General features: G+C 40.5%; 24 protein-coding genes. 8 read left to right on the top strand and 16 right to left on the bottom strand.

Annotated elements, in window-relative coordinates; genetic code table 11:
* Positions 1 to 27 precede the first annotated feature (27 nt).
* Genes BM613_RS11860 through BM613_RS11850 form a run of 3 tightly spaced genes read right to left on the bottom strand, consistent with a single transcriptional unit; the run spans position 28 to position 2,882 of the window.
* Entirely contained in the window at positions 28 to 2,061 is a 2,034-nt protein-coding gene (locus BM613_RS11860; protein ID WP_109431402.1) for a molybdopterin-dependent oxidoreductase, read from the bottom strand.
* Position 2,062: 1 nt separating this feature from the next.
* The gene (locus BM613_RS11855; RefSeq protein WP_109431401.1) at positions 2,063 to 2,257 is read right to left on the bottom strand and encodes a DUF951 domain-containing protein; all 195 of its coding nucleotides are present in this window, start codon (positions 2,255 to 2,257) and stop codon (positions 2,063 to 2,065) included.
* 28 nt (positions 2,258 to 2,285) lie between these two features.
* Entirely contained in the window at positions 2,286 to 2,882 is a 597-nt protein-coding gene (locus BM613_RS11850) for a hypothetical protein (RefSeq protein WP_109431400.1), read from the bottom strand.
* A 17-nt stretch (positions 2,883 to 2,899) separates the two neighbouring features.
* Here BM613_RS11850 and yyaC point away from each other — a divergent pair, with 17 nt between their 5' ends.
* Positions 2,900 to 3,622 (top strand): spore protease YyaC, encoded by a 723-nt coding sequence (gene yyaC, locus BM613_RS11845; RefSeq protein WP_109431399.1) that lies wholly within the window; start codon positions 2,900 to 2,902, stop codon positions 3,620 to 3,622.
* 65 nt (positions 3,623 to 3,687) lie between these two features.
* Here the strand turns inward: yyaC and BM613_RS11840 are convergent, their stop codons facing one another.
* The 13 genes from BM613_RS11840 to rpmH all read right to left on the bottom strand — a co-directional run bounded on the left by BM613_RS11840 (position 3,688) and on the right by rpmH (position 14,293).
* Positions 3,688 to 4,188 (bottom strand): DUF4446 family protein, encoded by a 501-nt coding sequence (locus BM613_RS11840; protein ID WP_109431398.1) that lies wholly within the window; start codon positions 4,186 to 4,188, stop codon positions 3,688 to 3,690.
* 15 nt (positions 4,189 to 4,203) lie between these two features.
* Positions 4,204 to 4,929, bottom strand: coding sequence for a DUF554 domain-containing protein (locus BM613_RS11835; protein WP_109431397.1), 726 nt, complete (start codon positions 4,927 to 4,929; stop codon positions 4,204 to 4,206).
* Positions 4,930 to 4,999: 70 nt separating this feature from the next.
* Positions 5,000 to 5,860, bottom strand: coding sequence for a ParB/RepB/Spo0J family partition protein (locus tag BM613_RS11830; RefSeq protein WP_109431396.1), 861 nt, complete (start codon positions 5,858 to 5,860; stop codon positions 5,000 to 5,002).
* Positions 5,857 to 6,615: a ParA family protein gene (locus BM613_RS11825; RefSeq protein ID WP_109431395.1), complete on the bottom strand. Its 759-nt coding sequence runs from the start codon at positions 6,613 to 6,615 to the stop codon at positions 5,857 to 5,859. The genes BM613_RS11830 and BM613_RS11825 overlap by 4 nt, the downstream gene beginning before the upstream one ends.
* Before the next feature lie 179 nt (positions 6,616 to 6,794).
* Positions 6,795 to 7,628, bottom strand: a complete 834-nt coding sequence (noc, locus tag BM613_RS11820; protein ID WP_109431394.1) for a nucleoid occlusion protein — start codon at positions 7,626 to 7,628, stop codon at positions 6,795 to 6,797.
* A 150-nt stretch (positions 7,629 to 7,778) separates the two neighbouring features.
* Positions 7,779 to 8,537 carry a 16S rRNA (guanine(527)-N(7))-methyltransferase RsmG gene (rsmG, locus tag BM613_RS11815; RefSeq protein ID WP_109431393.1) on the bottom strand — a complete coding sequence of 253 codons (759 nt, stop codon included), beginning with the start codon at positions 8,535 to 8,537 and terminating at the stop codon, positions 7,779 to 7,781.
* On the bottom strand, positions 8,530 to 10,416 hold the full coding sequence (gene mnmG / locus BM613_RS11810; RefSeq protein WP_109431392.1) for a tRNA uridine-5-carboxymethylaminomethyl(34) synthesis enzyme MnmG: 1,887 nt from the start codon (positions 10,414 to 10,416) through the stop codon (positions 8,530 to 8,532). Before mnmG ends, rsmG begins: the two co-directional genes overlap by 8 nt.
* A 31-nt stretch (positions 10,417 to 10,447) precedes the next feature.
* Positions 10,448 to 11,827 (bottom strand): tRNA uridine-5-carboxymethylaminomethyl(34) synthesis GTPase MnmE, encoded by a 1,380-nt coding sequence (mnmE, locus tag BM613_RS11805; protein WP_109431391.1) that lies wholly within the window; start codon positions 11,825 to 11,827, stop codon positions 10,448 to 10,450.
* Between the two features lie 184 nt (positions 11,828 to 12,011).
* Positions 12,012 to 12,668: an RNA-binding cell elongation regulator Jag/EloR gene (gene jag, locus BM613_RS11800; protein ID WP_109431390.1), complete on the bottom strand. Its 657-nt coding sequence runs from the start codon at positions 12,666 to 12,668 to the stop codon at positions 12,012 to 12,014.
* Positions 12,665 to 13,378: a YidC/Oxa1 family membrane protein insertase gene (locus tag BM613_RS11795; RefSeq protein ID WP_109431389.1), complete on the bottom strand. Its 714-nt coding sequence runs from the start codon at positions 13,376 to 13,378 to the stop codon at positions 12,665 to 12,667. Before BM613_RS11795 ends, jag begins: the two co-directional genes overlap by 4 nt.
* Before the next feature lie 63 nt (positions 13,379 to 13,441).
* Positions 13,442 to 13,651: a membrane protein insertion efficiency factor YidD gene (gene yidD / locus BM613_RS11790; protein ID WP_109431388.1), complete on the bottom strand. Its 210-nt coding sequence runs from the start codon at positions 13,649 to 13,651 to the stop codon at positions 13,442 to 13,444.
* Positions 13,652 to 13,697: 46 nt separating this feature from the next.
* A complete protein-coding gene (gene rnpA, locus BM613_RS11785; RefSeq protein ID WP_181363111.1) occupies positions 13,698 to 14,066 on the bottom strand; it encodes a ribonuclease P protein component in 369 nt (122 codons plus the stop codon).
* Positions 14,067 to 14,158: 92 nt separating this feature from the next.
* Positions 14,159 to 14,293, bottom strand: coding sequence for a 50S ribosomal protein L34 (rpmH, locus tag BM613_RS11780; protein WP_109431386.1), 135 nt, complete (start codon positions 14,291 to 14,293; stop codon positions 14,159 to 14,161).
* Between the two features lie 512 nt (positions 14,294 to 14,805).
* Between rpmH and dnaA the strand changes: the two genes are divergently transcribed.
* The 7 genes from dnaA to gyrA all read left to right on the top strand — a co-directional run bounded on the left by dnaA (position 14,806) and on the right by gyrA (position 23,465).
* Entirely contained in the window at positions 14,806 to 16,158 is a 1,353-nt protein-coding gene (dnaA, locus tag BM613_RS11775) for a chromosomal replication initiator protein DnaA (protein WP_109431415.1), read from the top strand.
* 148 nt (positions 16,159 to 16,306) lie between these two features.
* Complete coding sequence (dnaN, locus tag BM613_RS11770; RefSeq protein ID WP_109431385.1) at positions 16,307 to 17,449, top strand: DNA polymerase III subunit beta; 1,143 nt, start codon at positions 16,307 to 16,309, stop codon at positions 17,447 to 17,449.
* Entirely contained in the window at positions 17,446 to 17,670 is a 225-nt protein-coding gene (locus tag BM613_RS11765) for an RNA-binding S4 domain-containing protein (RefSeq protein ID WP_109431384.1), read from the top strand. Before dnaN ends, BM613_RS11765 begins: the two co-directional genes overlap by 4 nt.
* A complete protein-coding gene (gene recF, locus BM613_RS11760) occupies positions 17,660 to 18,745 on the top strand; it encodes a DNA replication/repair protein RecF (RefSeq protein ID WP_109431383.1) in 1,086 nt (361 codons plus the stop codon). Before BM613_RS11765 ends, recF begins: the two co-directional genes overlap by 11 nt.
* Positions 18,746 to 18,750: 5 nt before the next feature.
* A complete protein-coding gene (remB, locus tag BM613_RS11755) occupies positions 18,751 to 18,990 on the top strand; it encodes an extracellular matrix regulator RemB (protein ID WP_181363110.1) in 240 nt (79 codons plus the stop codon).
* Between the two features lie 47 nt (positions 18,991 to 19,037).
* On the top strand, positions 19,038 to 20,957 hold the full coding sequence (gyrB, locus tag BM613_RS11750) for a DNA topoisomerase (ATP-hydrolyzing) subunit B (RefSeq protein WP_281267859.1): 1,920 nt from the start codon (positions 19,038 to 19,040) through the stop codon (positions 20,955 to 20,957).
* Positions 20,958 to 20,993: 36 nt separating this feature from the next.
* On the top strand, positions 20,994 to 23,465 hold the full coding sequence (gyrA, locus tag BM613_RS11745; protein WP_109431381.1) for a DNA gyrase subunit A: 2,472 nt from the start codon (positions 20,994 to 20,996) through the stop codon (positions 23,463 to 23,465).
* Positions 23,466 to 23,760: the final 295 nt, after the last annotated feature.

Below are 23,760 nucleotides of genomic sequence, written 5' to 3'. Positions count from 1 at the left end.
GCTCACCTCTTTACAAACCATGATCTGTCATTTTATAGCATCTCCCACCTTTTCTTTGTCATTCATTCCCTGCTTTTCTTTCTCATTTACTAATCGACAGTTCATATCATATTGGGCACTACCTCTGCCAAAATCCGAACTTATTGTCTCTGTCAACAGATTGACATTCAACATACCAAAAGTGAAGCCTTGCTCGATTTTCACAACATCAGCCCGCATTTCATTTACTACTTTCACTTCGCAACGCAAACGCCCAACCTCAGTTTCTACCCATATTTTATCCAGTTCACTGACTCCATGTTTCTTCGCTAACTGCGGAGCAATTTCCACGATGGGATATTGTAGCGGATCTTGATCAAGTGGAAACTGGGAGTTTTCTTGCTTGCGAGGATGCACAGTTAAAAGTTTATATGGGAAATTTCGATCGTTTTCAAACTGCAAAAAATCAGGTTCTGCCATCGGACTATGTCCATCTTGTTTTGCTCGTTCTGAATATAATTCAATTTTCCCTGATGAGGTTGCGAACACTTTATTATGATATGCTACTGAATGAATCGGTAAACGAATAAAACCTTCTGACTTACAGGTCGCTATCGATCCCCCTTTTTTATGAAGAGGTTCAAATATCTCTTTAATGAGCTGTTCAGGCGATATCTCCAATTCATCCCCCAATTGCAATTCCCTCGCCAAATCGCGAAATATCATCCAATCAGGTCGTGCTTCTCCGCTTGGTGGTACCACCTGATTCGCATAGGCCAAATAAGAACTCCACATTGAAATGAGCATGACGTCTTCTTCTTCAAAAAATGTGGTTGCTGGCAAAATATAATCTACTTCATCAGCTGTTTGTGTCATAAAAGATTCAAGCAAGATTTTTACACGTACTTTCTGTAGTGCCTGTCGTGTAAGCGATGCATTGGGAACTTGAGCTACTAAGTTTGTCCGCGAGATAAACAGTACATCAATAGGCGGGTCCGCATCTAGTATCTCTCTTGCCTGTGTAACACGGGAAAATTCTCGTACAGGAACTGTCTTGTCTCTCTGTGTCAAGTGATCCCAATCGACCATATCCGCAACTTCACGTTGTGCATAATTAACTCCACCGCCAGCCATACCAATATTTCCACTGATCGCTCCTAATGCATCGATCGCCCGAATCGTATTCCCACCATTACGATAACGTTGCATACCTATCCCTAATAATGTACTTGTGGGACCATCAGCGTAAATATTTGTTAGATATGCAACTTCATTCTTTGTAATTCCGCATAAATCCATTGCTCGTGTTACATCATACGCCGCAACGTGATCTTTGAATTTATCAAAACCTACTGTGTATTGATTAACAAAAGATTGGTCATAACGTCCATTTGAAATCAACTCATTACAAACCGCAAGTGCCAATATCCCATCTGTTCCAGGTTTGGGTCGAATGATAAGATCGGCAGAAGCATCAAGATCTGTTTTCAATGGATTGATCACTACAAGGGTTGCTCCGCGCTTTTTGGCTTGACGTATATATTTAACCATGTGCATATTGGTCACGCTGACATTTCGTCCCCAAACTACGATATGCTTTGCATGTTGAGCAATATCCTCTGGGTCATTACTTTGTGCTTGGCCAAAATCGTATTCCTGAGCTGTAATCCCTGCAGCCCAACATAAACTTCCTGTGACATCTGTAAATCCACCTAACATTCTAAAAAAACGATCGGTTGCTAACTTTAATATACCGCTTGAACCATAGTCATACGTATGCATTATGGATAAGGGTCCGTATGTTCTAATTGCAAGTTGTACTTCATTAGCAATCTCCTTAAGAACCTCTTCCCAAGTAATGCGCTGCCATTTTCCGTCAACTTTTTTCATTGGCCATAAAATTCTGCGATCACTTCGGTAACGGTCAAGCAGCTTATACCCTTTACCGCATAAGCGCCCTTCCGTAATGGGATGTCTGTCATTCCCTTCTATTCTAACGAGTGTTTCGTTAGAATCTACTTCTGCCACAATTGAACAGCTATCATAGCAATCCATCGGGCATGCTGTCTTAACAAATTTCATCCTAATCCTCCACTGCTCCTAAAATCTTTTTTAAAGATCTCTCAAATTCCCGTCGAGTCAAGAGTACACTTCTGCCACATTGCACACATTTTATTCGAATATCCATCCCCATGCGGATAATTTGCCACTCATTCGCACCACAGGGATGGGGTTTTTTCATCGTCACAAAATCCCCTAATTTATATGATTTCTCCAATGGTACTTCCTCCGCTCAACTACTTTTTCTATCTGACTATACCATGCAGCCGAATATGCGTCCACGTTCGAACAAGAAGAGAATGGTAGAGCCAGAAGCGTGGTGTACTGTCCGTGAGTCCAAAGAGTATCGAACTCACCACTTCAAACGTAAGGGCAGCTATATATAGACCCGTAACTCCCCCCATTAACGCACCGAGACTATTCATCCGTTGCTTTCCCAGTACATCTGACCACAAATTATCAAATGTACGAACCCCTAATAAAAGTCCTATCAACACTGCAAAACCCGTCCCATATGCAACCAATTCGCGAAATCCTTCGCGTATGGAAGGAAGCCACCTGTTCATTGAAAAAACATACACTGACTCAACATTTGGCATGCGTAACCATGTTACTGGATATATTGGTTCTAACATTCTGTTTAACCATTGAAGGTACTCCATTTTAATGGTTATATCTGAATTCATAAAATGTAACCAAGGGACCACCGAATTTAAAATATAGGCACTACCTCCTATGACCGATACATAAATTAAGACTCTACCCGCCCCTGCAAGATATCCCATTAATCCCGTCCACACCACGATGTTCACAATCAAGAGATCGATGATCACTTGAGTCATCCCGCCTGTCCTCTGTAATGATTCGATTCTATGCATTTTGTGGGTATATTTTGCCGGTTTTCGGTCACATACTGTACTATCAACCTTCTAAGGGGCGTGGTGGTCGCTTGCTAAACCTCCATAAAGATAAAGAGCCTGTTCGTATTTCCTATAATCATCCGAGTGCTGCTTCTGAATTAGGAAGTTCTATTGCTGAGCTACTTTCGGAACGGCCTGCAGGCTCAAACATTGTCGTGATGTGCATTGGAACTGATCGCTCGACTGGAGACGCGCTCGGTCCTCTTGTTGGTTCTGAGCTAACAGAACGCACTCATGATTTTGTTTTATATGGCACACTTGATCTTCCTGTTCATGCCGTGAATTTAGAACAAACAATTGCAAGAGTACAACGAAGTATCGAACAACCTTATATCATTGCAATTGATGCGTGTCTAGGCCAGGTAGCAAACATTGGCCAAATATCTGTCGCCCGCGGCGCGCTCCAACCTGGCGCTGGAGTCCATAAACAATTGCCATCCGTCGGTGATATTCACATTACTGGCATCGTTAATGTAGGCGGTTTTATGGAGTATTTTGTTTTACAAAATACTCGTTTATCTATTGTTTTTCGCATGGCTAACGTCATTGCAGATGCACTTTCCTATGCTTCTGAACTTCACAATTTACACTTAAGCCACAATGCAAATATCACCTCCAGATCGACCATCCCACGTTTTTCTTCGTTATTTAAAAGCAAATAAAAAAGGGGACGGTCCTCGCCCAATATCTTGGGTGCGACTGTCACCTTTCGTTTGTATTTAACTTTTTATTTGATCTGTTTTAAAATTACTTCTTGTTCTTCATTGGTCAATGCATAATTCGATTTCTTTTCAACAATCGGTTTTGCGTAAACCCGCGACTCATCCCTGCCAAAAATACTGCTAATTACGGCGCCAGTCCCCTTTTCATCTAAAAATGCAACCGAAAAACTTAAGTCATTTCCTTTTTCTCCAAAAGCATTATAACGCAATACTTGAGCTGTCTCCACTTTTTGAGTAATTCGCAAATCGTGGTTTTTTATTAATCCCGCCATTCTCTCAATCTCTTGTTCTAGTGCAATCACTCGATCATTATACCGATGTATTAAAGACTCAATATCAATCCCAGATTCTCCTTTCATCAAACTGCGATATCTATTCCGCAGTTTTTTTGTTCGTACGGCCGCAACACTAGACAGAATCAAAGAAATAATCGCAACAATAAACGAAACTCCCGCACTAAGTATTAGTGCCTGATCCTTTAAACTTAACATCAAAAAATTTTGCATCTACATACACTCCATTCAAAAGTGAATCCACGATGCCAACAATGGAGTGGCATGCGTCGCTAGCCAACGGACCAAGGCAACAACCCCCATGGCTGGTAGTAAATTTGCTACTCTGATCCGTTTTATTTCTAATATATTGACACCAATCCCCATGATCAATAATCCACCGACAGCTGTTACATCTGCAATTATGGATGCGGAACGCAGATCCGCGCCCATAAAGTGCGCAATCAGAGCAAGCCCGCCTTCATAAATAAGGATTGGAATCGCCGATAGACCAACTCCTGGTCCCATGACTGTAGTAAAAATCACTGCCGAGAAACCATCTAATATACTCTTTGTATAGAGAATTGTATTTTGCCCATCCAAACCACTTTGTAATGCACCAAGCACAGCCATCGACCCAACCCCAAAAACTAAGCTCGCAAAAACAAAAGCTTCTGACACACCACCCATATTCCCTTTAAATGTAGTTTCCGCGAATTTCCCAAATCGCTCAAGTGCACCTTCGAGATCCCACCAGGCTCCCAGTACACCTCCTAGCACTACCGAAAGAACAATATAAATAATATCCCCTGATGGAGCAGCAATAGCCATCGTAATCCCGAGTGTGATAACAAATAACGCCATGCCCTGTAATACTGTAGTTCGCATGCGTTCAGGAATTTCTTTCAAACTCACTCCAATTATTGTACCCATGATAATAGCTATCGTATTAACGATAGGCCCGACTAAAAACAAATGTAGTTCCTCCTAAACTGCCAATATGCATTTAACTTTTTCTTCTATTCAAAGATTGATTGCAATCCAATTAGGCATGAGTGTTTAAAAGTTGCAAGATTCTTTCCAAATCCTCTTGTGAAAAGTATTCAATTTCTATCTTCCCTCGTTTTTTCCCCATGTGAATACGTACGGAGGTTCCGAGAATATTTCGCAATTGTTCTTCATATGCTTTTACAACAGGTGCCACTTTCGTAGTAGTGTTTTTAGGTTTTGTTTCACGTGAAACAACTTGTAACCGATGTACTAATTGTTCTACAGCACGAACCGTTAATCCATCCTCAATAATTTTCTTCGCAATCGTTGCCTGCGACTGTGGTTCATCGATAGCAAGTAGTGCACGCGCATGACCCATAGAAATTGTTCCACGTGAAACATTATCACGAATTTCAATGGGTAACGTCAGGAGACGCAACAAATTAGCCACATGAGATCTGCTCTGTCCCACTCGAGCCGCTAACTGCTCTTGCGTCAACGAAAAATGTTGCATAATCTTTGAATACGCCTCGGCAACTTCAATAGGAGTCAAATCTTCTCTTTGTAAATTCTCAATTAAAGCAATCTCCATTGCTTCGCGGTCTGAAATTTGACGTACAATTGACGGGATCGTTTCCCCCTGAAGCATTTGCATTGCGCGAAATCGACGTTCACCAGCAATAATCTCATAATGCCGACCTTGGCCTTGACGAACAACAATTGGTTGTAAAATTCCGTGTTCTCTAATAGATTCCATCAACTCAAGCAGCTTATCTTCATTAAATTCTCTCCGTGGCTGATACGGGTTGGGACGTAAATCCTCTAAACGAAGAAGGACAACTTCCTCTGTGGCATCAGAACTTATTTGAGGAAGCAAAGCTTCAAGCCCTTTACCAAGTCCACTCTTTGCTTTCAAATCCCAATCACTTCCTTCGCCAAATCGAGATACACTTCTGCCCCGCGGGACTTGGGGTCATACTGCAAAATTGGTTTGCCATGGCTCGGAGCTTCACTTAACCGAACGTTGCGAGGAATAATCGTATGATAGACTTTCTCACGAAAATACTTTTTTACGTCCTCTATCACTTGAATTCCTAAATTCGTTCGAGCGTCTAACATTGTAAGTAAAACTCCCTCAATTTCAAGAGAGGTGTTCAAATGTTTTTGAACTAATCGAATTGTGCTTAATAATTGACTTAGTCCTTCCAATGCATAGTATTCGCACTGAATGGGAATCACCACAGAATCAGAACCAGTAAGTGCATTAATCGTGAGCAATCCCAAAGAAGGAGGACAATCAATCAAAATATAATCGTAATTTGCTCGGATAGCCGCAATGGCTCGACGCAAACGAACTTCTCTTGAAATTGTTGGAACAAGTTCAATCTCCGCACCTGCCAACTGTATAGTCGCAGGAATGATGTCAAGGTTTTGAACAGAAGTATGAAGAATGGCATCTGTTGAATTAACATCATTAATGATGACATCATATATGCAATATCTAACATCTGCTTTGTTGATTCCAACGCCAGACGTGGTGTTGCCTTGAGGATCAATATCAATAAGCAGCACTTTCTTCCCTAGTTCTGCTAGACAAGCCCCTAAATTCACGGAGGTTGTCGTTTTTCCCACCCCGCCTTTTTGATTGGCTACCGCCATCACTCGTGCCATTATACCTACCTCCGAATATAAAACACCCCAAAAGATCCACCATCCATTGTACTCGAAAAAAAAAGAACACACCATGGAATTGTGTGTCCTATGTCAAAGCAGAAGATTGAAAAAGAAACATTGAACGAGAACCCACTTAGGCGAAGCGAAGACATAAGCAGTTCATCAAGAAGTGATTCCTAACTTGATTTTTTTTTAGGAAGACGAATAATAAACTCGAAAAACTCTTCATCCTCGTGTTCCTCAGTCTGTACTGTAAATCCGCTATTTTGAATTAATTTAACAGATTCACGCACCGTGTTCATCGCAATGCGAAAATCACGACTCACTCCAGCCCGCTGTGCTCGAGGCTTTTGCGCTGGTTGCGCAAGATAATCTTCTACCCTTTTCTCAGTTTGACGAACATTTAAGTCCTTCGCAAGAATTTCAGCTAATATCTTACCCTGAGCCTCTTGAGATAATGACAATAAAGCACGGGCATGACGTTCACTAATCGTTCTCATCTTTACTGCCTCTTGAACTTCTGGAGCTAAATTCAAAAGACGCAATTTATTGGCAATCGTAGATTGCCCCTTCCCAAGACGTTGAGCTAAACTCTCCTGGGTTAAATGATGCAATTCAATCAATTTTTGATAGGCTAGTGCTTCTTCAATTGCGGTTAGTCCTTCACGTTGCAAATTTTCGATCAGTGCGAGAGAAGCAGCTTGAGAATCTGAAAGGTCCTTCACAATCGCGGGAATATAATCAAGACCAACTCGTTGAGCTGCTCGCCATCTTCTTTCACCTGCAACTAACTCAAAAAAACCGTCATCTTGTGGTCTCACCACAATCGGTTGAATCATCCCGTGTGTGCGGATCGTCGCTCCTAGCTCATCTAACTTCCCTTCATCGAAAACAGACCGCGGCTGATATCGATTTGCACGCACAGAAGTGATAGGAATCTGTTGTAGCAAGCTGTTCGATCCATGACCGCGTTCTACAGCCCCTAAAAACCGAGACCAACGCTCCTTCACCTTGGCCACCACCCACTCAGTCTACATGCTCTATACGTTCTGCAGACCATCGACAAATTCCTTCTCTCCGTACGATGATCGACAAATGAAGTGCTTGATCGACAAAACAACTCAAAGTTTGACATAGTCACAACAAAAATTAAAATTTGATCACAAAATCGGATTGCGCTGTGCTTCACCAGGTCTTCTTGGAAATGAGCGAGGTGTTGGCCTCCCCTTATAAGCACATACAATCGTATGATCCCCAGCGCCCAATGGCAGTTCATAGGGTGTAACATCAAATCGCAAAAAACCAACGCGTTCTGCAATTCGGTTGGCCTCAAGCAATTCACTTTGGGGATGAGGACCCTTCATTGCATAGAAGTATCCTTCAACTTGTACAAGCGGTCCAGCCCACTCTATAAGCACAGGCATGCGAGCAACAGCACGAGCAAGTACATAAGCAAAACGCTCGCGATAGTCCCCTAACTTTGCAATTTCTTCCGTGCGCGCATGAAGTACCTGTACATCCGTAAGATTTAGTTGATCTACAATAAACGAGAGGAAATCAGTGCGTTTTCGCAGTGAATCGCAAAGAGTCATAGAAAGTTCCGGCATCGCTAATTTTAAAACAAGCCCAGGAAATCCTGCGCCAGTACCAAAATCAAGTACCTTACTGTGCGTAGAACCTTTTGATTTCTCCATGCCACGCTGTAGAACAGGAACTAATTCTAAACAATCAAGAAAATGCTTGAGCAAGATGCTATCAAAATCAGAGATCGCCGTGAGATTCATCTTCTGATTCCATTCTTGAAGCCAATTTGCATAGTGAATAAATTGATCAATTTGCTTCAAAGAAAGAGGAAACCCACGCTGCTCACATTCACGAGCAAAATCCTCGATAGAAAATTGAATTTTTGTGTCAACCATTCGCTGTTTGCCGCCTCGACTTAGTTTCAAGCCAAATTAATAACACTGAAATATCCGCTGGTGAAACCCCTTCAATACGAGACGCTTGTCCAATACTGCGAGGGCGAATCTTCGAAAGTTTTTCCTTTGCCTCATTAGCAAGACCAGAAATTGCTGTATAATCAATTTGATCCGGTAATCGACGATCTTCTAACCGTTTTTGACGTTCAATCTCCTGTGTTTGTCGAACCACATACCCTTGATATTTCGTGTCAATCTCCACCTGTTTCGCAACTTCTGTAGAAATCTTTTCTGGTGCAGGAGATAAATCAGCAACCATCTCATACGTAATTTCTGGTCTGCGCAACAACTGTTCTAAAGTAACTGAACTCGATGGAGCAGAGATTCCTTGATCAGCAAACCGCTCTGTAACAGTTGAAGGGGAAATACGAATAGAACGCAATCTTTCTTTCTCTCTCGCAATACCCTCTTGTTTTTCTAAAAATCTCTCATATCGTTGATCAGAGAGAAGACCAATGCGATGTCCAATCTCCATAAGACGTGCATCCGCATTGTCGTTTCTTAATAACAATCGATATTCTGCACGAGAAGTCAATAAACGGTAAGGCTCAGTGGTTCCTTTCGTTACCAAATCATCAATCATTACACCTATATAAGCATCAGATCGGGATAAAATCACGGGTTCACGATTCATTGCATGTAACGCTGCATTAATTCCAGCGATGATCCCCTGCCCCGCGGCTTCTTCATATCCAGAAGTACCATTAATTTGACCTGCCGTAAATAACCCAGATACAGTCTTTGTCTCAAGTGAAGGCCACAATTGAGTTGGCACCATTGCATCGTACTCGATTGCATAGCCAGGGCGCAACATCTCCACTTGCTCAAGTCCAGGAATCGTCCGCAACATTTGAATCTGCACATCTTCAGGCAAACTAGTCGACATCCCCTGAACATACCATTCTTCAGTATGTTTACCCTCAGGTTCAAGAAAAATCTGGTGTGCAGGTCGATCTTTAAAGCGCACAACTTTATCCTCGATACTTGGACAATAACGGGGACCTCTTCCTTCTATTTCCCCGGAAAACATCGGAGCTCGATGTAAATTCTCTCCAATAATCTCATGTGTAGCTGCAGATGTATAGGTTAACCAACAATTCATCTGCTCACGTGGCACAATATCATCACGATAAGAAAAATGCAAAGGTTCAGGATCACCCGGTTGAGCAAGCAAGTGATCAAAATTAATAGTTTTTCGATTAATACGGGGAGGAGTCCCGGTTTTAAAGCGAACAAGATCAAAGCCCAAGTCAAGCAAACTATCCGTTAATTTCATCGCAGGCAACTGACCATTAGGCCCTCCCTGATAAGAAACATCGCCGATAATGATACGCCCACGCAGATAAGTTCCAGTTGTCAAGACCACAGAGCGTGCAAAATATTGGGCACCTGTTTGCGTTTGTACTCCCGTTACATGACCATTGCGTGTTAAAATGCGCTCTACCATCCCTTGACGCAAGGTTAGATTTTCTTGACTCTCTAAAGTCCATTTCATCATTCTCCCATAGAGAGCTTTATCTGACTGAGCTCGCAACGCTTGTACAGCTGGACCTTTCCCAGTGTTCAAAAGACGCATTTGAATATAGGTTAAGTCTGTGTTATAGGCCATTTGTCCCCCGAGTGCATCAATTTCACGCACCACAATCCCTTTTGCCGGTCCTCCAATCGAAGGATTACACGGCATGAACGCTATGGCATCTAAATTTATCGTAACAAGTAACGTCTTACAGCCCATACGAGCAGCAGCTAAGGCAGCCTCTGAGCCAGCATGACCAGCCCCAATCACAATCACATCATATTCGCCGCCTAGATATTCCATAACAGAAACGCTCCTTTCCTACGTTCTAAATCTATTTCCCCAAACAAAATTGTGTAAAAATCTGATCAAGCAAATCTTCTCTCGGTGTTTCTCCTATAATCTCACCGAGAGTAACCCATGCTTGATATAAATCAACAGCTACCAAATCCAAGGTTTGACCTTCATTTGCAGAATGTAAGACTTGCTCTAATAACTCTTTTGTCTGTTCAAGCAATCGGACATGTCTCGCATTAGCGATAAAAGTAGCATCCCGTGGCTTCATTTGTCCTCTTGAGATTTTATCCACCATTGCATGTTCGAGATCCTGTAGTAACCGAGGATCTTTAACAGAAAAAGGAACACAAATACTGTCAGGTGCTCTCTGCTTCACATCTTCAACTGAAACAACACGATCTAAATCACTCTTACTCAATATGACGATCGTCGATTGTTTCTGGGATAACTCCAACAAGCGTTCATCTTCTTCAGAGAGTTTACGACTACTATCAATGACAAGTAACAATAAATCTGCTTCAGCCATTGCCTTTCTACTTCGATCGACTCCAATTTTTTCAACCACATCGCTCGTTTCACGAATCCCAGCCGTATCGAGAATATGAAAAGGCACTCCTTCAACCTGTATAAACTCTTCCAAAACATCTCTAGTTGTCCCGGGAATATCAGTAACAATCGCTCGTTCTTTGCGAACCAATAAATTCAGTAAAGAAGATTTACCAACATTCGGGCGCCCGATAATTGCTGTCTGGATGCCATCACGCAAAATTCTCCCTTGATCAGCGGTTTCTAACATCTGAGAAACATCCTCTAACACAGAAGTACATCCTTCAAATACCCGTTCCGTTGTAGCCTCTTCCTCATCATGCTCAGGATAATCAATTGTAACCTCAACATGAGCCATTAGTTGCAAAAGACGTTCACGAAGTTCTTTTACTCGAAAACTAAGACTCCCTTCAACTTGTTTTAATGCAGCTTGCCTAGCTGCAGCAGTATGTGCACCGATCAATTCCATAACACCTTCTGCCTGTGACAAATCAATGCGTCCACCTAAAAATGCACGTTTTGTAAATTCTCCAGGACTAGCTAAACGAGCTCCAGCACGTAACAATTCGAGTAATACCGCTTGAACAGTTTGCGTTCCCCCATGAGTACTAATCTCAACTACATCTTCAGTCGTATAACTTCGAGGAGAACGCATAACAGTCACTAAAACCTCATCTAATGGGGTATGATCATGGAAAGACACGATATGCCCATAATGCACAGTATGGCTATCCACATGTTGTAAAGATTGTTTCCCAGAAAATACACGATCTACAATGTCTAAAGCATGATCCCCGCTGACGCGAATCACAGCAATGCTCGCTTCACCAAGGGCTGTGGCAATAGCAGCAATTGTGTCTTGAGAATCCACTTGATCATTCTCCTCTCTCTTCAAATTTACTTTCCTAGTGCTAAACCAGCATAATCATACAAGTAAAAAAACATTTATAGACACCAAAATAGTTGGCGCACTCAACCCGACACCAACTATATACAGAAAGACAACTATACCTCTTGCCAATTATGCATAAGGAGCTACTTCAAATCAGCCACATTTATTGAACCCGCTCTTTAATCACACGATTAGCTCTTTTTAATGTCTTTGGCACAATGACAATCGCACGATTCGGTTCTTCTCCTCGACTCTCTGTTTTTACATCATTGCGCTCTTGCAACGCATTGTGAATAATTTTTCGGTCACTTGCAACCATGGGTTCCATCGAAATTTCGCGGCCTAATAATACTGCTTTATCCGCTAATTTTTTTGCCTGATAAACCAGTTTTTGACGATGCCGCTCTCGATACCCTTCTGCATCCACGATAAAACGAAAAGGTTTCTTTGCATATTTATTACCAACCGCATTTACAAGAAGCTGAATAGCATCCAGAGTTCTTCCTTGTTTGCCAATTAATAAAGCAACACGATCCCCACTCAGATCAAACGTTACTTCTCTGCCTTTAACCTGTTTATTTACCTTAATCGCCAAACGCATAGTGACAAACATTTCACGTAGAAACAATTCAGCATCTGCAACTGGATCTTCTATAATCGAAACTTCAACTACTGCAGGTCGGGCGCCAAAACCGAAAAAACCTTTAGAAGGCGCCGTCTTCACAACTACCTCCGCACGTTCACGCCCGACGTTTAATTGCCTTAATCCCTCTGCAACTGCCAGTTCAACTGTTGTGGCAGATACAGAAACCATTCTCATTTTTTGCCCACCTCTTGGGTTGACGTTTTCACACGCACAAAGTACATTTGCGCGATTGTAAATATATTACTAAAAACCCAATATAACGAAAGTGCTGCAAAGACACGCAGAGCGAAAAAGAAAATCATCAACGGAAAAACGATCTGCATAATTTTTTGTTGAGTAGGATCCATTTGAACCATCGTTACACGTTGCTGAAAATAACTCGTTACTCCAGCAAGAACCGGCAAAATAAATGTATGATCCGGTTGACCAAGCGGTAATAATCCTAGAAACTTCGAATACAACATCGCATGATCCGTATAAATCGCCCGATACAATAAGGTTAGTACCACAAACTGAATAATCATCGGCATACATCCACTCAATGGATTAACACCTTCAGCTTTGTACAACGCCATCGTCTCTTCTTGAAATCTACGCGGGTCACTGCCATGTTCTTTTTTCAATTCATCTAACTGCGGTTTTAACGCTTGCATCTTCTTTGAATTCTGAAGACTTTTAAGCATCAACGGCATTGTAATTAAGCGGATGAAAATAGTGACAATAATTAACGCAATTCCATAGTCACCAACATAATGCGCCACCCAGTTTATCAGATCAGCAAATGCATTAACTGCTTGATCCCAAATGCTTGGACTCGGTGACGCCTTTGCAGAAGAACTTGTAGCTGCATAAGCAACAGAACCACTTGTTAAAAGGAAACCCATGCTCAGGTACAATGCTATTATCCTAGACGAACGCGCTCGCAACTGTTACCAACCTCCGAATCTTCAGGGCACTGGATCATATCCGCCAGGATGCCACGGACCACAACGAACCACACGCTTCACACACAACCAAAGACCACGAAAAACACCATATTTTTTAATCGACTCCAAACAATAATGAGAACATGTCGGATAAAACCGACACGTAGAGGGTGTTAAAGGAGAAACAACCATTTGATACAAACGAATAAAGCCGATAAAAATCCATCTCATTGCGCGATCACATCCATCCGTGACACGATCTTAAAAATTCATATCCTTAGAGCAATTTTGCTCTCACAAGCAACTTAAGAATCTCCTTAGAAACTTTTGCATAATTGAGATTAGCAGCTTCTTTACGCGCAATAATCGCAAGATCATAGCCTGTTGTAAAGTTTTGAATTTGTACTCTCATAATTTCACGCAATAAACGCTTTACTCGATTGCGCACTACTGCATTACCAACTTTTTTGCTGACTGAAAAACCTACTCGAGTTGACTTCGTCCTGTCTTTTTTCAAAACATATAGTACATAATACCGATTGGCCACAGAACTACCTCGAGCAAAAACATAACGAAAGTCTCCATTGCGCCTCAGGCGATGTCCCTTTAATGTCAGCTTTATTGTCGCGCGCGCGCAAAGAATCATGCGCTTTTCCTCGCTCAGAAATAAAACCTCCCGACACATCCATTCTAAAACACAAGGCGCACAATTGAAAAAAAGACCACCCGTAAAGTGGCCTATGCAGAAATCACTCTTCTTCCTTTACGCCTACGCGCCGCCAAAACGCGCCGACCGTTTTTCGTCGACATGCGCTGACGAAACCCATGTACTTTTTTACGTCTGCGAACATTCGGATTAAAAGTCGGTTTCATATGGAGTTACACCTCCTCAAAGCCACCAATCGGTAAAATACCTATAGATTATAGTAAACCGTACGCCAGCATGTCAAGTTTTGTCCGTCACTTCTGTGGATAAATCTTCGATAATAAATGTACACACCGAACTTATGCACATGTGGATAAGTTCGGTGGATAACTTTTTTTCACAGCACCTATAATGTTGAATTGTACACACCCCTCATTGCATTTTAGCCATCTGATGAAGATTTTTATCCACAATCCAAGAATCATAACGATCCTTGTCTCTCTAGGAGTTTTCTGATATGATTGGTCAGCGCTATTTATCCTTTTACTGTTTATCCACAATCTTATCCACAGCTGTGGATAAGATATAAACTTCACCTTGTATATGTGGATTATTCACATCTCAATCTACCTGTGTATATCTTATTTCGGCGTTTAGCACAAGCGTACTTACTACATTCTTGTGTCGATTATGCCCTGTGGATAACTGAAATTAGCCTAGGGGGCTCTAGTAAGTCATGATGAACGATGGACACCAGATCTGGGAGCAAACTGTTCGCGTACTCCAAGGAATACTTGAAAAATCTGTTTTTGAAACATGGATTCATCTAACTGATGCTCACTCATTTGATGGTCATCACTTAATCATCCGCGTTCCCTCTCCAATGGCATTAGATCATATTAATAAGTACCTTTTAGACACCATTCAAGAGGCCATTAGTGTTGTAACACCTGAACCCGTAACCGTTTCTTTTGTATTAGAGGAAAATCAAGCCCATCGCTCTCAAAAACACAAAGATTATCGTGAGCATCCTTTTGAAGATGAATTTACTAATCAAACACCGTTTAATCCAAAATATACATTCGATACGTTTGTCATTGGAGAACGCAATCGTTTAGCCCATGCTGCAAGTATTGCAGTAGCTGAAAGACCTGCGCAAAATTACAATCCTTTTTTCCTTTACGGTGGAGTAGGTCTAGGAAAGACACACCTGATGCATGCGATTGGCCAACATGCATTACGCATGAATGCAAATGCAAAAGTGGTCTACATTTCGTGTGAAACATTCGTAAATGAATTTGTAACTGCGCTCCAAACACGAACGATTGACGATTTTCGAAACAAATACCGGAGGGCAGACATCCTGTTAATCGACGATATTCAATTTATTGCTGGTAAAGAATCTACCCAAGAAGAGTTTTTTCATACCTTCAATACTTTACACAATGATCATAAGCAAATTGTCATCACAAGCGATCGTCCGCCAAAAGACATTGAACGTCTTGAAAATCGCTTGCGCTCCCGTTTTTCTGGCGGTCTAATCATCGATGTAAAACCGCCAGAATTTGAAACACGAGTTGCTATTTTACGAAAAAAAGCTAAAGCAGAAGGTTTTTCAATTGACAATGAGGCTTTAAATCTCATTGCCACAAAGGTCGAAACCAATGTGCGTGAATTAGAAGGTGCTCTAATTCGTGTAATCGCCTATTCATCAATGATGAATCGCGACATTGATGCATTATTAGTCGAGGAAGCACTCACTGACATTCTTCCAGCAGATGCAAAAAGACCTCTCACTGTTGCAGATATTCAAAGAGTTGTCTGTTCTCATTTCCAAATTCAACTTGAAGATATGGTGAGCCGTGGACGACAAAAAGAAATCGCTTATCCACGACAACTCGCAATGTATCTAACACGAACTCTCACCGATTTATCTCTTCCTAAAATCGGACGAGAATTTGGCGGTCGCGACCATACTACAGTTTTGCATGCCTGTGAAAAAATATCTGAAGATCTAAAGAATGACGCAAAATTACAGTTGCTCATCCACCAACTGACTGACCAATTAGTTATACACAATGCCAAAGCGTAAGTTAAGTGATTTATCCACAGATCGTCAACATGTGAATTAGCATAAAAAAAAACATCTATCGGAGTTATCAACAGATTGCACAGGCATTATTATAATAACTATCTTCTTTATTAATCCTAATGATCTATATGCCAAGGAGAGATCGTTCATGCGCATCGTAATCTTAAAATCGCTTTTATCCCAAGCTTTGCAGACGATTTCAAAAGCGATCCCTACGCGAACAACGAAGCCAATTCTTTATGGAGTGTACTTAGAAGTTTTTGCAACTCATATTCAACTTACCGCGTATGATCAAGAAATCGGAATTCAAACCATTGTTCATCCTACAGATGATCCAGAACCCACCTTACAAATTGAACAAACAGGAAGTATTGTACTTCACGCAAAATACCTTCTTGATATTGTTAGAAAACTACCTCACAAATTAGTACGAATTGATGTTACAGACTTAACTGCAACCATTCGCTCTGGCTCAGCCACGTATACCTTAAATGGAATGGATCCTCGCGAATATCCACATCTTCCTTCCGTAACAGAAGAAATGAGTTTATCCATGCCTTCTAATGTTTTAATTTCCCTTATTGAACAAACTGCATTTGCAACTGCAACTTCTGAAATTCGCCCTACACTCACAGGGGTTCTCTTTTCATTTGTAGAGCCACAGTTGCGATTTATAGCAAGTGATAGTCACAGATTATCCATACACAGTATTTATGCGGAGACAAAATATTCATATGATAAATTAGAGGCAATTATTCCAGGGAAAAGTTTAAATGAACTACTTAAAATATTACCGGACTCTGAAGAATTCACAGATATTTATATTGCAGACAATCAACTACTTGTTACTTTTGGTGCGACTAAATTTTATTCCCGCTTAATTGAGGGACAATATCCGGATATTTCACGTATTATTCCAACTACATGGCGTACAGCAATTGAAGTAGATCCTAAACAATTTACTGAATCCATAGAACGAGCAGCACTATTGGCAAGAGAAAATGAAAATCAGGTGATTCGTTTATATTTAAGACGTACACATATCGAGGTCACTTCAAACTCTCCTGACATAGGTAAGGTTACAGAGACTATCGATCCAATCTCATTTGAAGGAGATGATTTACAAATAGCATGTAATGCAAAATTTTTATTAGACGCACTAAAAGCATTAAATAATTATCAGGTCCGTATTGAATTTACGAGTCCAGGCAGTGCTTTTATACTGAAACCAACGAATAGCGACCGTCCTTTACATCTAATTTTGCCGGTTCGCTTTGGACCCAATACATGATAACGATCCACACGAAAACAACCTATATCACTTTACAGCAAGCTCTCAAATTATCTGGAATGATTGATTCTGGAGGCAGTGCAAAAGTCATTCTCCAAGATAATAAAGTTTTTGTTAATGGAATTCATGAACAAAGACGAGGAAGGAAACTATATCCTGGTGATCTTATCTCCGTTTTTAATCAAACGATCCTGATTGCAGAGAGTGAACATGAAGATTGAGCGACTAGATTTACAAAACTTCAGAACATACAGTTATACAAGTCTTCAATTTGGTCCAACCTTAAATGTGTTATTAGGTCAAAATGCTGAAGGGAAGACAACTATACTCGAAGCAATATCAATGTTTGCTTATGGTCGTTCCACACGAGCAAAACATGAAAAGGAACTTATACAATTTGGTGAAACACAATCACAATTACGGATCTTATTTCACCGTAATGGGAAACAAATGGATATGGCAATGAAAATTCTGGAGAAAGGGAAACAAATTAAAGTAAATGGTGTTTCAAAGAAAAATTTAAGTGAATTTCTTGGTCAATTGCATATTGTATTTTTTACACCAGATGACCTTCAAATGATCAAACTAGGTCCTGACGAGCGCAGAAAATTTTTGAATTTAAATATGGGACAATTCATTTCAGGTTTTGTCCATCATCTAAGAACTTATAATCAATTGTTACTGCAAAGGAACTCTCTGTTACGTATGCGCCAATTCGATCCGCTTCCCGTATGGGATGAACAGTTAAGCACGGTCGGGGGTGTAATTTTATCTCAACGTGATCAATTTATTCAAGAATTAAGTTTTCATGCAACACGAATTTACAAAGAACTTTCCAACCAAAAAGAAACATTATCAATCAGTTATAAAACAGGAGTAAAAGGATCAAATGAAATCTCTTATCGTGAAAATTTATTTGAACAATTAAGACAATCTGCACACCATGATGTAGAAAAAGGTTTTACAACAGTAGGACCCCATCGAGATGATCTCTTATTTTATTTAGATGGCAAACCAGTTTCGCGTTTTGCCTCACAAGGTCAAGTGAGAACTGTTGTGTTATCATTAAAATTTGCACTTTTTGAGTATATTCGAGAGAAAACAAAAGAATTACCCATTGTTTTATTAGACGATGTCTTTTCTGAACTTGACCTTTCTAGACAAAAACACTTACTAGAAAATTTGCATGGAGCACAAACTATTTTGACGACAACAGATCTAGAGAATCGACTGAAAGCAAATTTAAATGGGAAGGTATTTAAAATTGCTCATGGTATAATAACTGTAGAGAGGTGAGATCGTTGTATTTAGATATCGGCGGAGATGTCATCTTGCATTGGGATGACATCATTGTCATTATTGATGTTAAACCTTGGCAACTCTCTCCTCACAATCACTCCTTTCTCGCTTCAATTGCACAGCAAGAAAAAGTAAACGACCTAGCAAACGGGGAACCTAAATCTTATGTTGTGACAAAAGACCAAGTATATATTTCTCCCATTTCCTCTTCTACATTAAAGAAGCGAATCAATATTTACTAAAATTATCTACAAAATTAATTTATGGAGTATTTTTGGAGGGAATTTGATTGGCTAATGAAATTGAAAACACAAATGGAAATTATGGGGCAGCACAAATCGTTGTACTTGAAGGATTAGAAGCTGTTCGTAAACGTCCGGGTATGTACATAGGTTCTACGAGTCCTCGAGGATTGCATCATTTGGTGTGGGAAATTGTGGATAATGCAATTGATGAAGCCTTAGCCGGATACTGCGATACCATAACTGTAACCGTTCATAAAGATCAATCGGTAACAGTTCAAGATAATGGTCGAGGATTTCCTGTAGATATTCATGAAAAAACTGGTTTGCCAGCAGTTACTGTTGCTCTCACAGTTCTTCATGCTGGTGGAAAGTTTAACGGGGAAGGTTATAAGGTCTCGGGAGGATTGCATGGCGTTGGCGCTTCTGTAGTCAATGCTTTATCTGAACGACTAGAAGTTCTTGTCAAGCGAAACCATAAACTTTATCGTCAAACGTTCGCTCGTGGAATTGCAACCTCAGAGTTAGAAGTCATAGGTGAATCTTCGGAAACAGGATCAACTATAACTTTTTTACCGGACAAGGAAATTTTCACAGAGACGATTGAATTAAATTTTGAAACCTTACAGACTCGTCTTCGTGAATTGGCATTTCTTAATAAAGGAATTAAAATTACGCTGATTGATGAACGAATTGATCGTACACAAGTGTTCCAATATGAAGGCGGAGTTAAATCATTTGTCGACTATCTAAATCGAGGGAAAGATGTACTTCATGAAGAACCTGTATATATTCAAGGAGAGCGTGATACGGTAACTGTTGAAATCGCATTACAATATAATGACAGTTATACAAGTAACATTTTCTCTTTTGCAAATAATATTCATACGGTTGAAGGCGGTACACATGAATCAGGATTTAAGTCTGCTTTGACGCGCATTTTGAATGACTATGCAAAACGCAACAATATCTTAAAAGATTCAGATCAAAATTTAACTGGGGATGATGTTAGAGAAGGCCTTACAGCAATTGTGAGTGTAAAAATTCGGGAACCCCAATTCGAAGGACAAACTAAGACAAAATTAGGGAACAGTGAAGTAAAAGGAATTGTGGAGAGTCTATTTGGAGAAAAGCTAGCTACATTTTTAGATGAAAATCCCAGTGTTGCAAAACGAATTATTGATAAAGCAGTAACAGCTGCACGTGCAAGAGAAGCTGCTCGTAAAGCGAGAGAATTAACACGTCGCAAAAGCGCCTTAGAAGTAAGTTCATTACCAGGCAAATTAGCAGATTGTTCAAGTCGAGATGCCTCAATTAGTGAATTGTATATTGTTGAAGGAGATTCGGCTGGAGGATCTGCAAAACAGGGAAGAGATCGACATTTTCAAGCGATACTTCCATTGCGAGGAAAAATTTTAAATGTCGAAAAGGCAAGATTAGATAAGATTCTTTCAAATGCGGAAATTCGAGCGATCATTACTGCACTTGGAACGGGGATCTCAAATGATTTTGATATCACGAAGGCAAGATATCACAAGTGTATCATTATGACAGACGCTGATGTCGATGGAAGCCATATCCGAATTTTGTTACTTACATTTTTCTATCGATATATGCGTGAATTAATCGATGCGGGATATGTGTATATCGCACAACCCCCATTGTATAAAGTAACGAAAAATAAACAAGTGCATTACGCTTACAATGATACCGAATTACAGCGCTTATATGAACAAATTGGACAGAGTGGCGTCGAAGTCCAGCGCTATAAAGGTCTTGGTGAAATGAATGCAGAACAACTTTGGGATACGACGATGGATCCCAATACGAGAACAATTTTGCAAGTCACGCTAGAAGATGCAATCGATGCTGATGCTATTTTTAGTGTATTAATGGGTGATCGTGTGGAACCACGGCGTGAATTTATTGAAGAACACGCACAGTTTGTGCGGAACTTAGACATTTAAATTTTTTACTGCGAATGTGGGTAAGGGAGGATTTATGTGGCTGAAAATGGTAAGGTTTTGCCGATAGATATTACCTCAGAACTAAGACATTCTTTTATTGACTATGCAATGAGCGTAATTGTGAGCCGTGCAATTCCTGATGTAAGAGATGGTTTAAAACCAGTACATCGGAGAATTATCTATGCAATGTTAGAACTAGGAATGACCCCTGATAAGCCATATAAAAAGTCAGCGAGAATTGTTGGTGATGTTCTAGCAAAGTACCATCCACATGGGGATACAGCTGTATACGATGCATTAGTTCGACTGGCTCAAGATTTTTCAACACGCTATTTATTGGTTGATGGACATGGAAATTTTGGGAGTGTCGATGGAGATGCTGCTGCAGCAATGCGTTATACAGAATCTCGTATGACTTCACTTGCTTTAGAAATGGTACGTGATATCAATAAAGAAACCGTTGATTTCCAACCGAATTATGATGGCAGTGAAAAGGAACCCACTGTTTTACCCTCACGTTTTCCTAATTTACTCGTAAATGGTTCTTCAGGAATTGCTGTCGGCATGGCAACAAATATGCCTCCTCACAATTTAACTGAAATTATTGATGGTGTCGTTATGCTTATTGATAGACCGGATGCAACAATAGATGATCTCATGACAGTAATTAAAGGTCCTGATTTCCCAACATACGGTGTAATTCTTGGGCGAGATGGCATTCGAAAGGCATATCATACCGGACATGGAAGTCTTACGATACGCGCAGTTCACATGATTGAAGAAGCATCAAATGGAAAAGTTCGCATTGTGATTACAGAGTTGCCTTATCAAGTAAATAAGGCACGCTTGATTGAAAAAATTGCAGAATTAGCAAGGGAAAAGAAGATTGATGGCATTACTGACTTGCGTGATGAAAGTGATCGAAAAGGGATGCGTATCGTCATAGAATTACGCAGAGATGTACGACCTCAAGTAATCTTAAACAATCTTTATAAACATACACCATTACAAACAACATTTGGTGTCAATGCATTAGCGCTCGTTAATGGCCAACCAAGAGTGCTTTCGTTACGCGAGCTATTATTTTACTATCTTGAACATCAAAAAGAAGTGATTGTACGTCGTACGCGTTATGATTTGCGAAAAGCAGAAGCCCGTGCACATATTTTAGAGGGGTTGCGAATTGCACTAGATCATTTGGATGAGGTTATTCAACTTATTCGCTCCTCAGCAACAGTTGATCTTGCAAGAACAGGTTTGATCACTACTTTTTCCTTATCTGAAGAACAGGCACAAGCAATTCTAGATATGCGCTTGCAACGTTTGACTGGTTTAGAACGTGAGAAAATCGAAAATGAATATCGGGAATTGCAACGTTTAATTGCTGAATATCGTGCGATTCTAGCGGATGAAGCCAAGGTACTTGCTGTTGTTCGCAAAGAGATTCTAGATCTGCGCAATAAGTTTGGTGATGCGAGACGCACACGTATAGTCGCTGCCGAAGGAGAAGAATTCGATGAGGGAGACCTCATCCAAGAACAAGATGTGGTGATTACGATTACTCATGCAGGGTATATTAAACGCGCACCATCAAGTACTTATCGTAGTCAGCGACGTGGTGGACGTGGAGTTACAGCTATGGGGACAAAAGATGAGGATTTTGTTGAACATATGTTTATTACATCCTCTCACAACAATTTGCTTATTTTTACTAATCGAGCAAAAGTGTATCGCTTAATGGCATATGAAGTTCCTGAATTAGGTAGAACAGCAAAAGGTGTACCGATTATCAATCTGTTGAACATCGAACAAGGAGAAAAGATCTCGGCTGTTATTCCGGTTAGTAAAGAAGATTTGCTATCTGATGATTTTTATCTCTTCACAGCAACTCGTGATGGAATTATTAAAAAAACATCACTTAGTGCCTTTTCTAACATCCGCAAAGTCGGACTTATCGCACTTAGCATTCGTGAAGATGACGAACTAATTGGTGTTCGCTTAACTGATGGGAAAAGAGAAATTATTATGGGGACGAAATACGGGATGTCTATTCGTTTTCCGGAATCTGATGTTCGGCCAATGGGACGGACTGCTGCAGGAGTTAAGGGGATTACACTAGAAAAAGATGATGAAATTGTAGGGATGGACGTCGTTCAACCTAATACTACGGTGCTTGTTGTGAGTACAAAGGGATATGGAAAGCGAACTTCCATTGACGATTACCGCACACAAACGCGTGGTGGAAAAGGAATTAAAACACTTAATGTTACAGAGAAAAACGGAAATATTGTTGCACTTAAAGTCGTTCATGCGCATGAAGATCTAATGATCATTACCAATACAGGGGTTGCTATTCGTTTACCAATCGATGAAATATCCGTTAGAAGTAGAAACACTCAAGGGATCAGATTAATTAATTTGAGTGATGATTCCGAAGTGAGTTCTGTAGCTCGGGTAGCCTCTTCTGTTGCGGATGGAACGGATGATTCTGAAGAAACAAAGGAGTAGAATTGGATTATTTAATTTTGTTAGCGGGCAGCTGAAACTCGAGGCATAAAAAATATACTCGAGTTTCTAGGTTCTCTTTTTGTGTGATTTTTTAAGAGTGGGAGTGATTGAAATGCAATTTGTTGTTGAACAAGGAGCAATGTTAATCGCGTTAATTGTATTGCTTATGATGGTTGGTCTTATAGCACATCTTGTACTTCCAAAAAATCTAAAATAAAACAGATAAAAACGCATTGACAGAGCAAAACAGGGTATGCTATATTACTCGATGTCGCCGCGAGCGGCGGCGCAAGAA

It is taken from the genome of Sulfoacidibacillus thermotolerans (assembly GCF_003144315.1).
GTDB classification, from domain to species: domain Bacteria; phylum Bacillota; class Bacilli; order Alicyclobacillales; family SLC66; genus Sulfoacidibacillus; species Sulfoacidibacillus thermotolerans.
This window is presented reverse-complemented; position numbering and strand designations above follow the sequence as displayed.

Coding starts and splice junctions, on each gene's coding strand:
- BM613_RS11860 (WP_109431402.1), bottom strand. CDS start 2,061: ATGAAATTTGTTAAGACAGCATGCCCGATGGATTGCTATGATAGCTGT.
- BM613_RS11850 (WP_109431400.1), bottom strand. CDS start 2,882: ATGACTCAAGTGATCATCGATCTCTTGATTGTGAACATCGTGGTGTGG.
- yyaC (WP_109431399.1), top strand. CDS start 2,900: ATGATTCGATTCTATGCATTTTGTGGGTATATTTTGCCGGTTTTCGGT.
- BM613_RS11840 (WP_109431398.1), bottom strand. CDS start 4,188: ATGCAAAATTTTTTGATGTTAAGTTTAAAGGATCAGGCACTAATACTT.
- BM613_RS11825 (WP_109431395.1), bottom strand. CDS start 6,615: ATGGCACGAGTGATGGCGGTAGCCAATCAAAAAGGCGGGGTGGGAAAA.
- rsmG (WP_109431393.1), bottom strand. CDS start 8,537: ATGGTTGACACAAAAATTCAATTTTCTATCGAGGATTTTGCTCGTGAA.
- mnmG (WP_109431392.1), bottom strand. CDS start 10,416: ATGGAATATCTAGGCGGCGAATATGATGTGATTGTGATTGGGGCTGGT.
- jag (WP_109431390.1), bottom strand. CDS start 12,668: ATGAGAATGGTTTCTGTATCTGCCACAACAGTTGAACTGGCAGTTGCA.
- BM613_RS11795 (WP_109431389.1), bottom strand. CDS start 13,378: ATGGGTTTCCTTTTAACAAGTGGTTCTGTTGCTTATGCAGCTACAAGT.
- yidD (WP_109431388.1), bottom strand. CDS start 13,651: ATGAGATGGATTTTTATCGGCTTTATTCGTTTGTATCAAATGGTTGTT.
- rnpA (WP_181363111.1), bottom strand. CDS start 14,066: ATGATTCTTTGCGCGCGCGCGACAATAAAGCTGACATTAAAGGGACAT.
- rpmH (WP_109431386.1), bottom strand. CDS start 14,293: ATGAAACCGACTTTTAATCCGAATGTTCGCAGACGTAAAAAAGTACAT.
- dnaA (WP_109431415.1), top strand. CDS start 14,806: ATGAACGATGGACACCAGATCTGGGAGCAAACTGTTCGCGTACTCCAA.
- dnaN (WP_109431385.1), top strand. CDS start 16,307: ATGCGCATCGTAATCTTAAAATCGCTTTTATCCCAAGCTTTGCAGACG.
- BM613_RS11765 (WP_109431384.1), top strand. CDS start 17,446: ATGATAACGATCCACACGAAAACAACCTATATCACTTTACAGCAAGCT.
- recF (WP_109431383.1), top strand. CDS start 17,660: ATGAAGATTGAGCGACTAGATTTACAAAACTTCAGAACATACAGTTAT.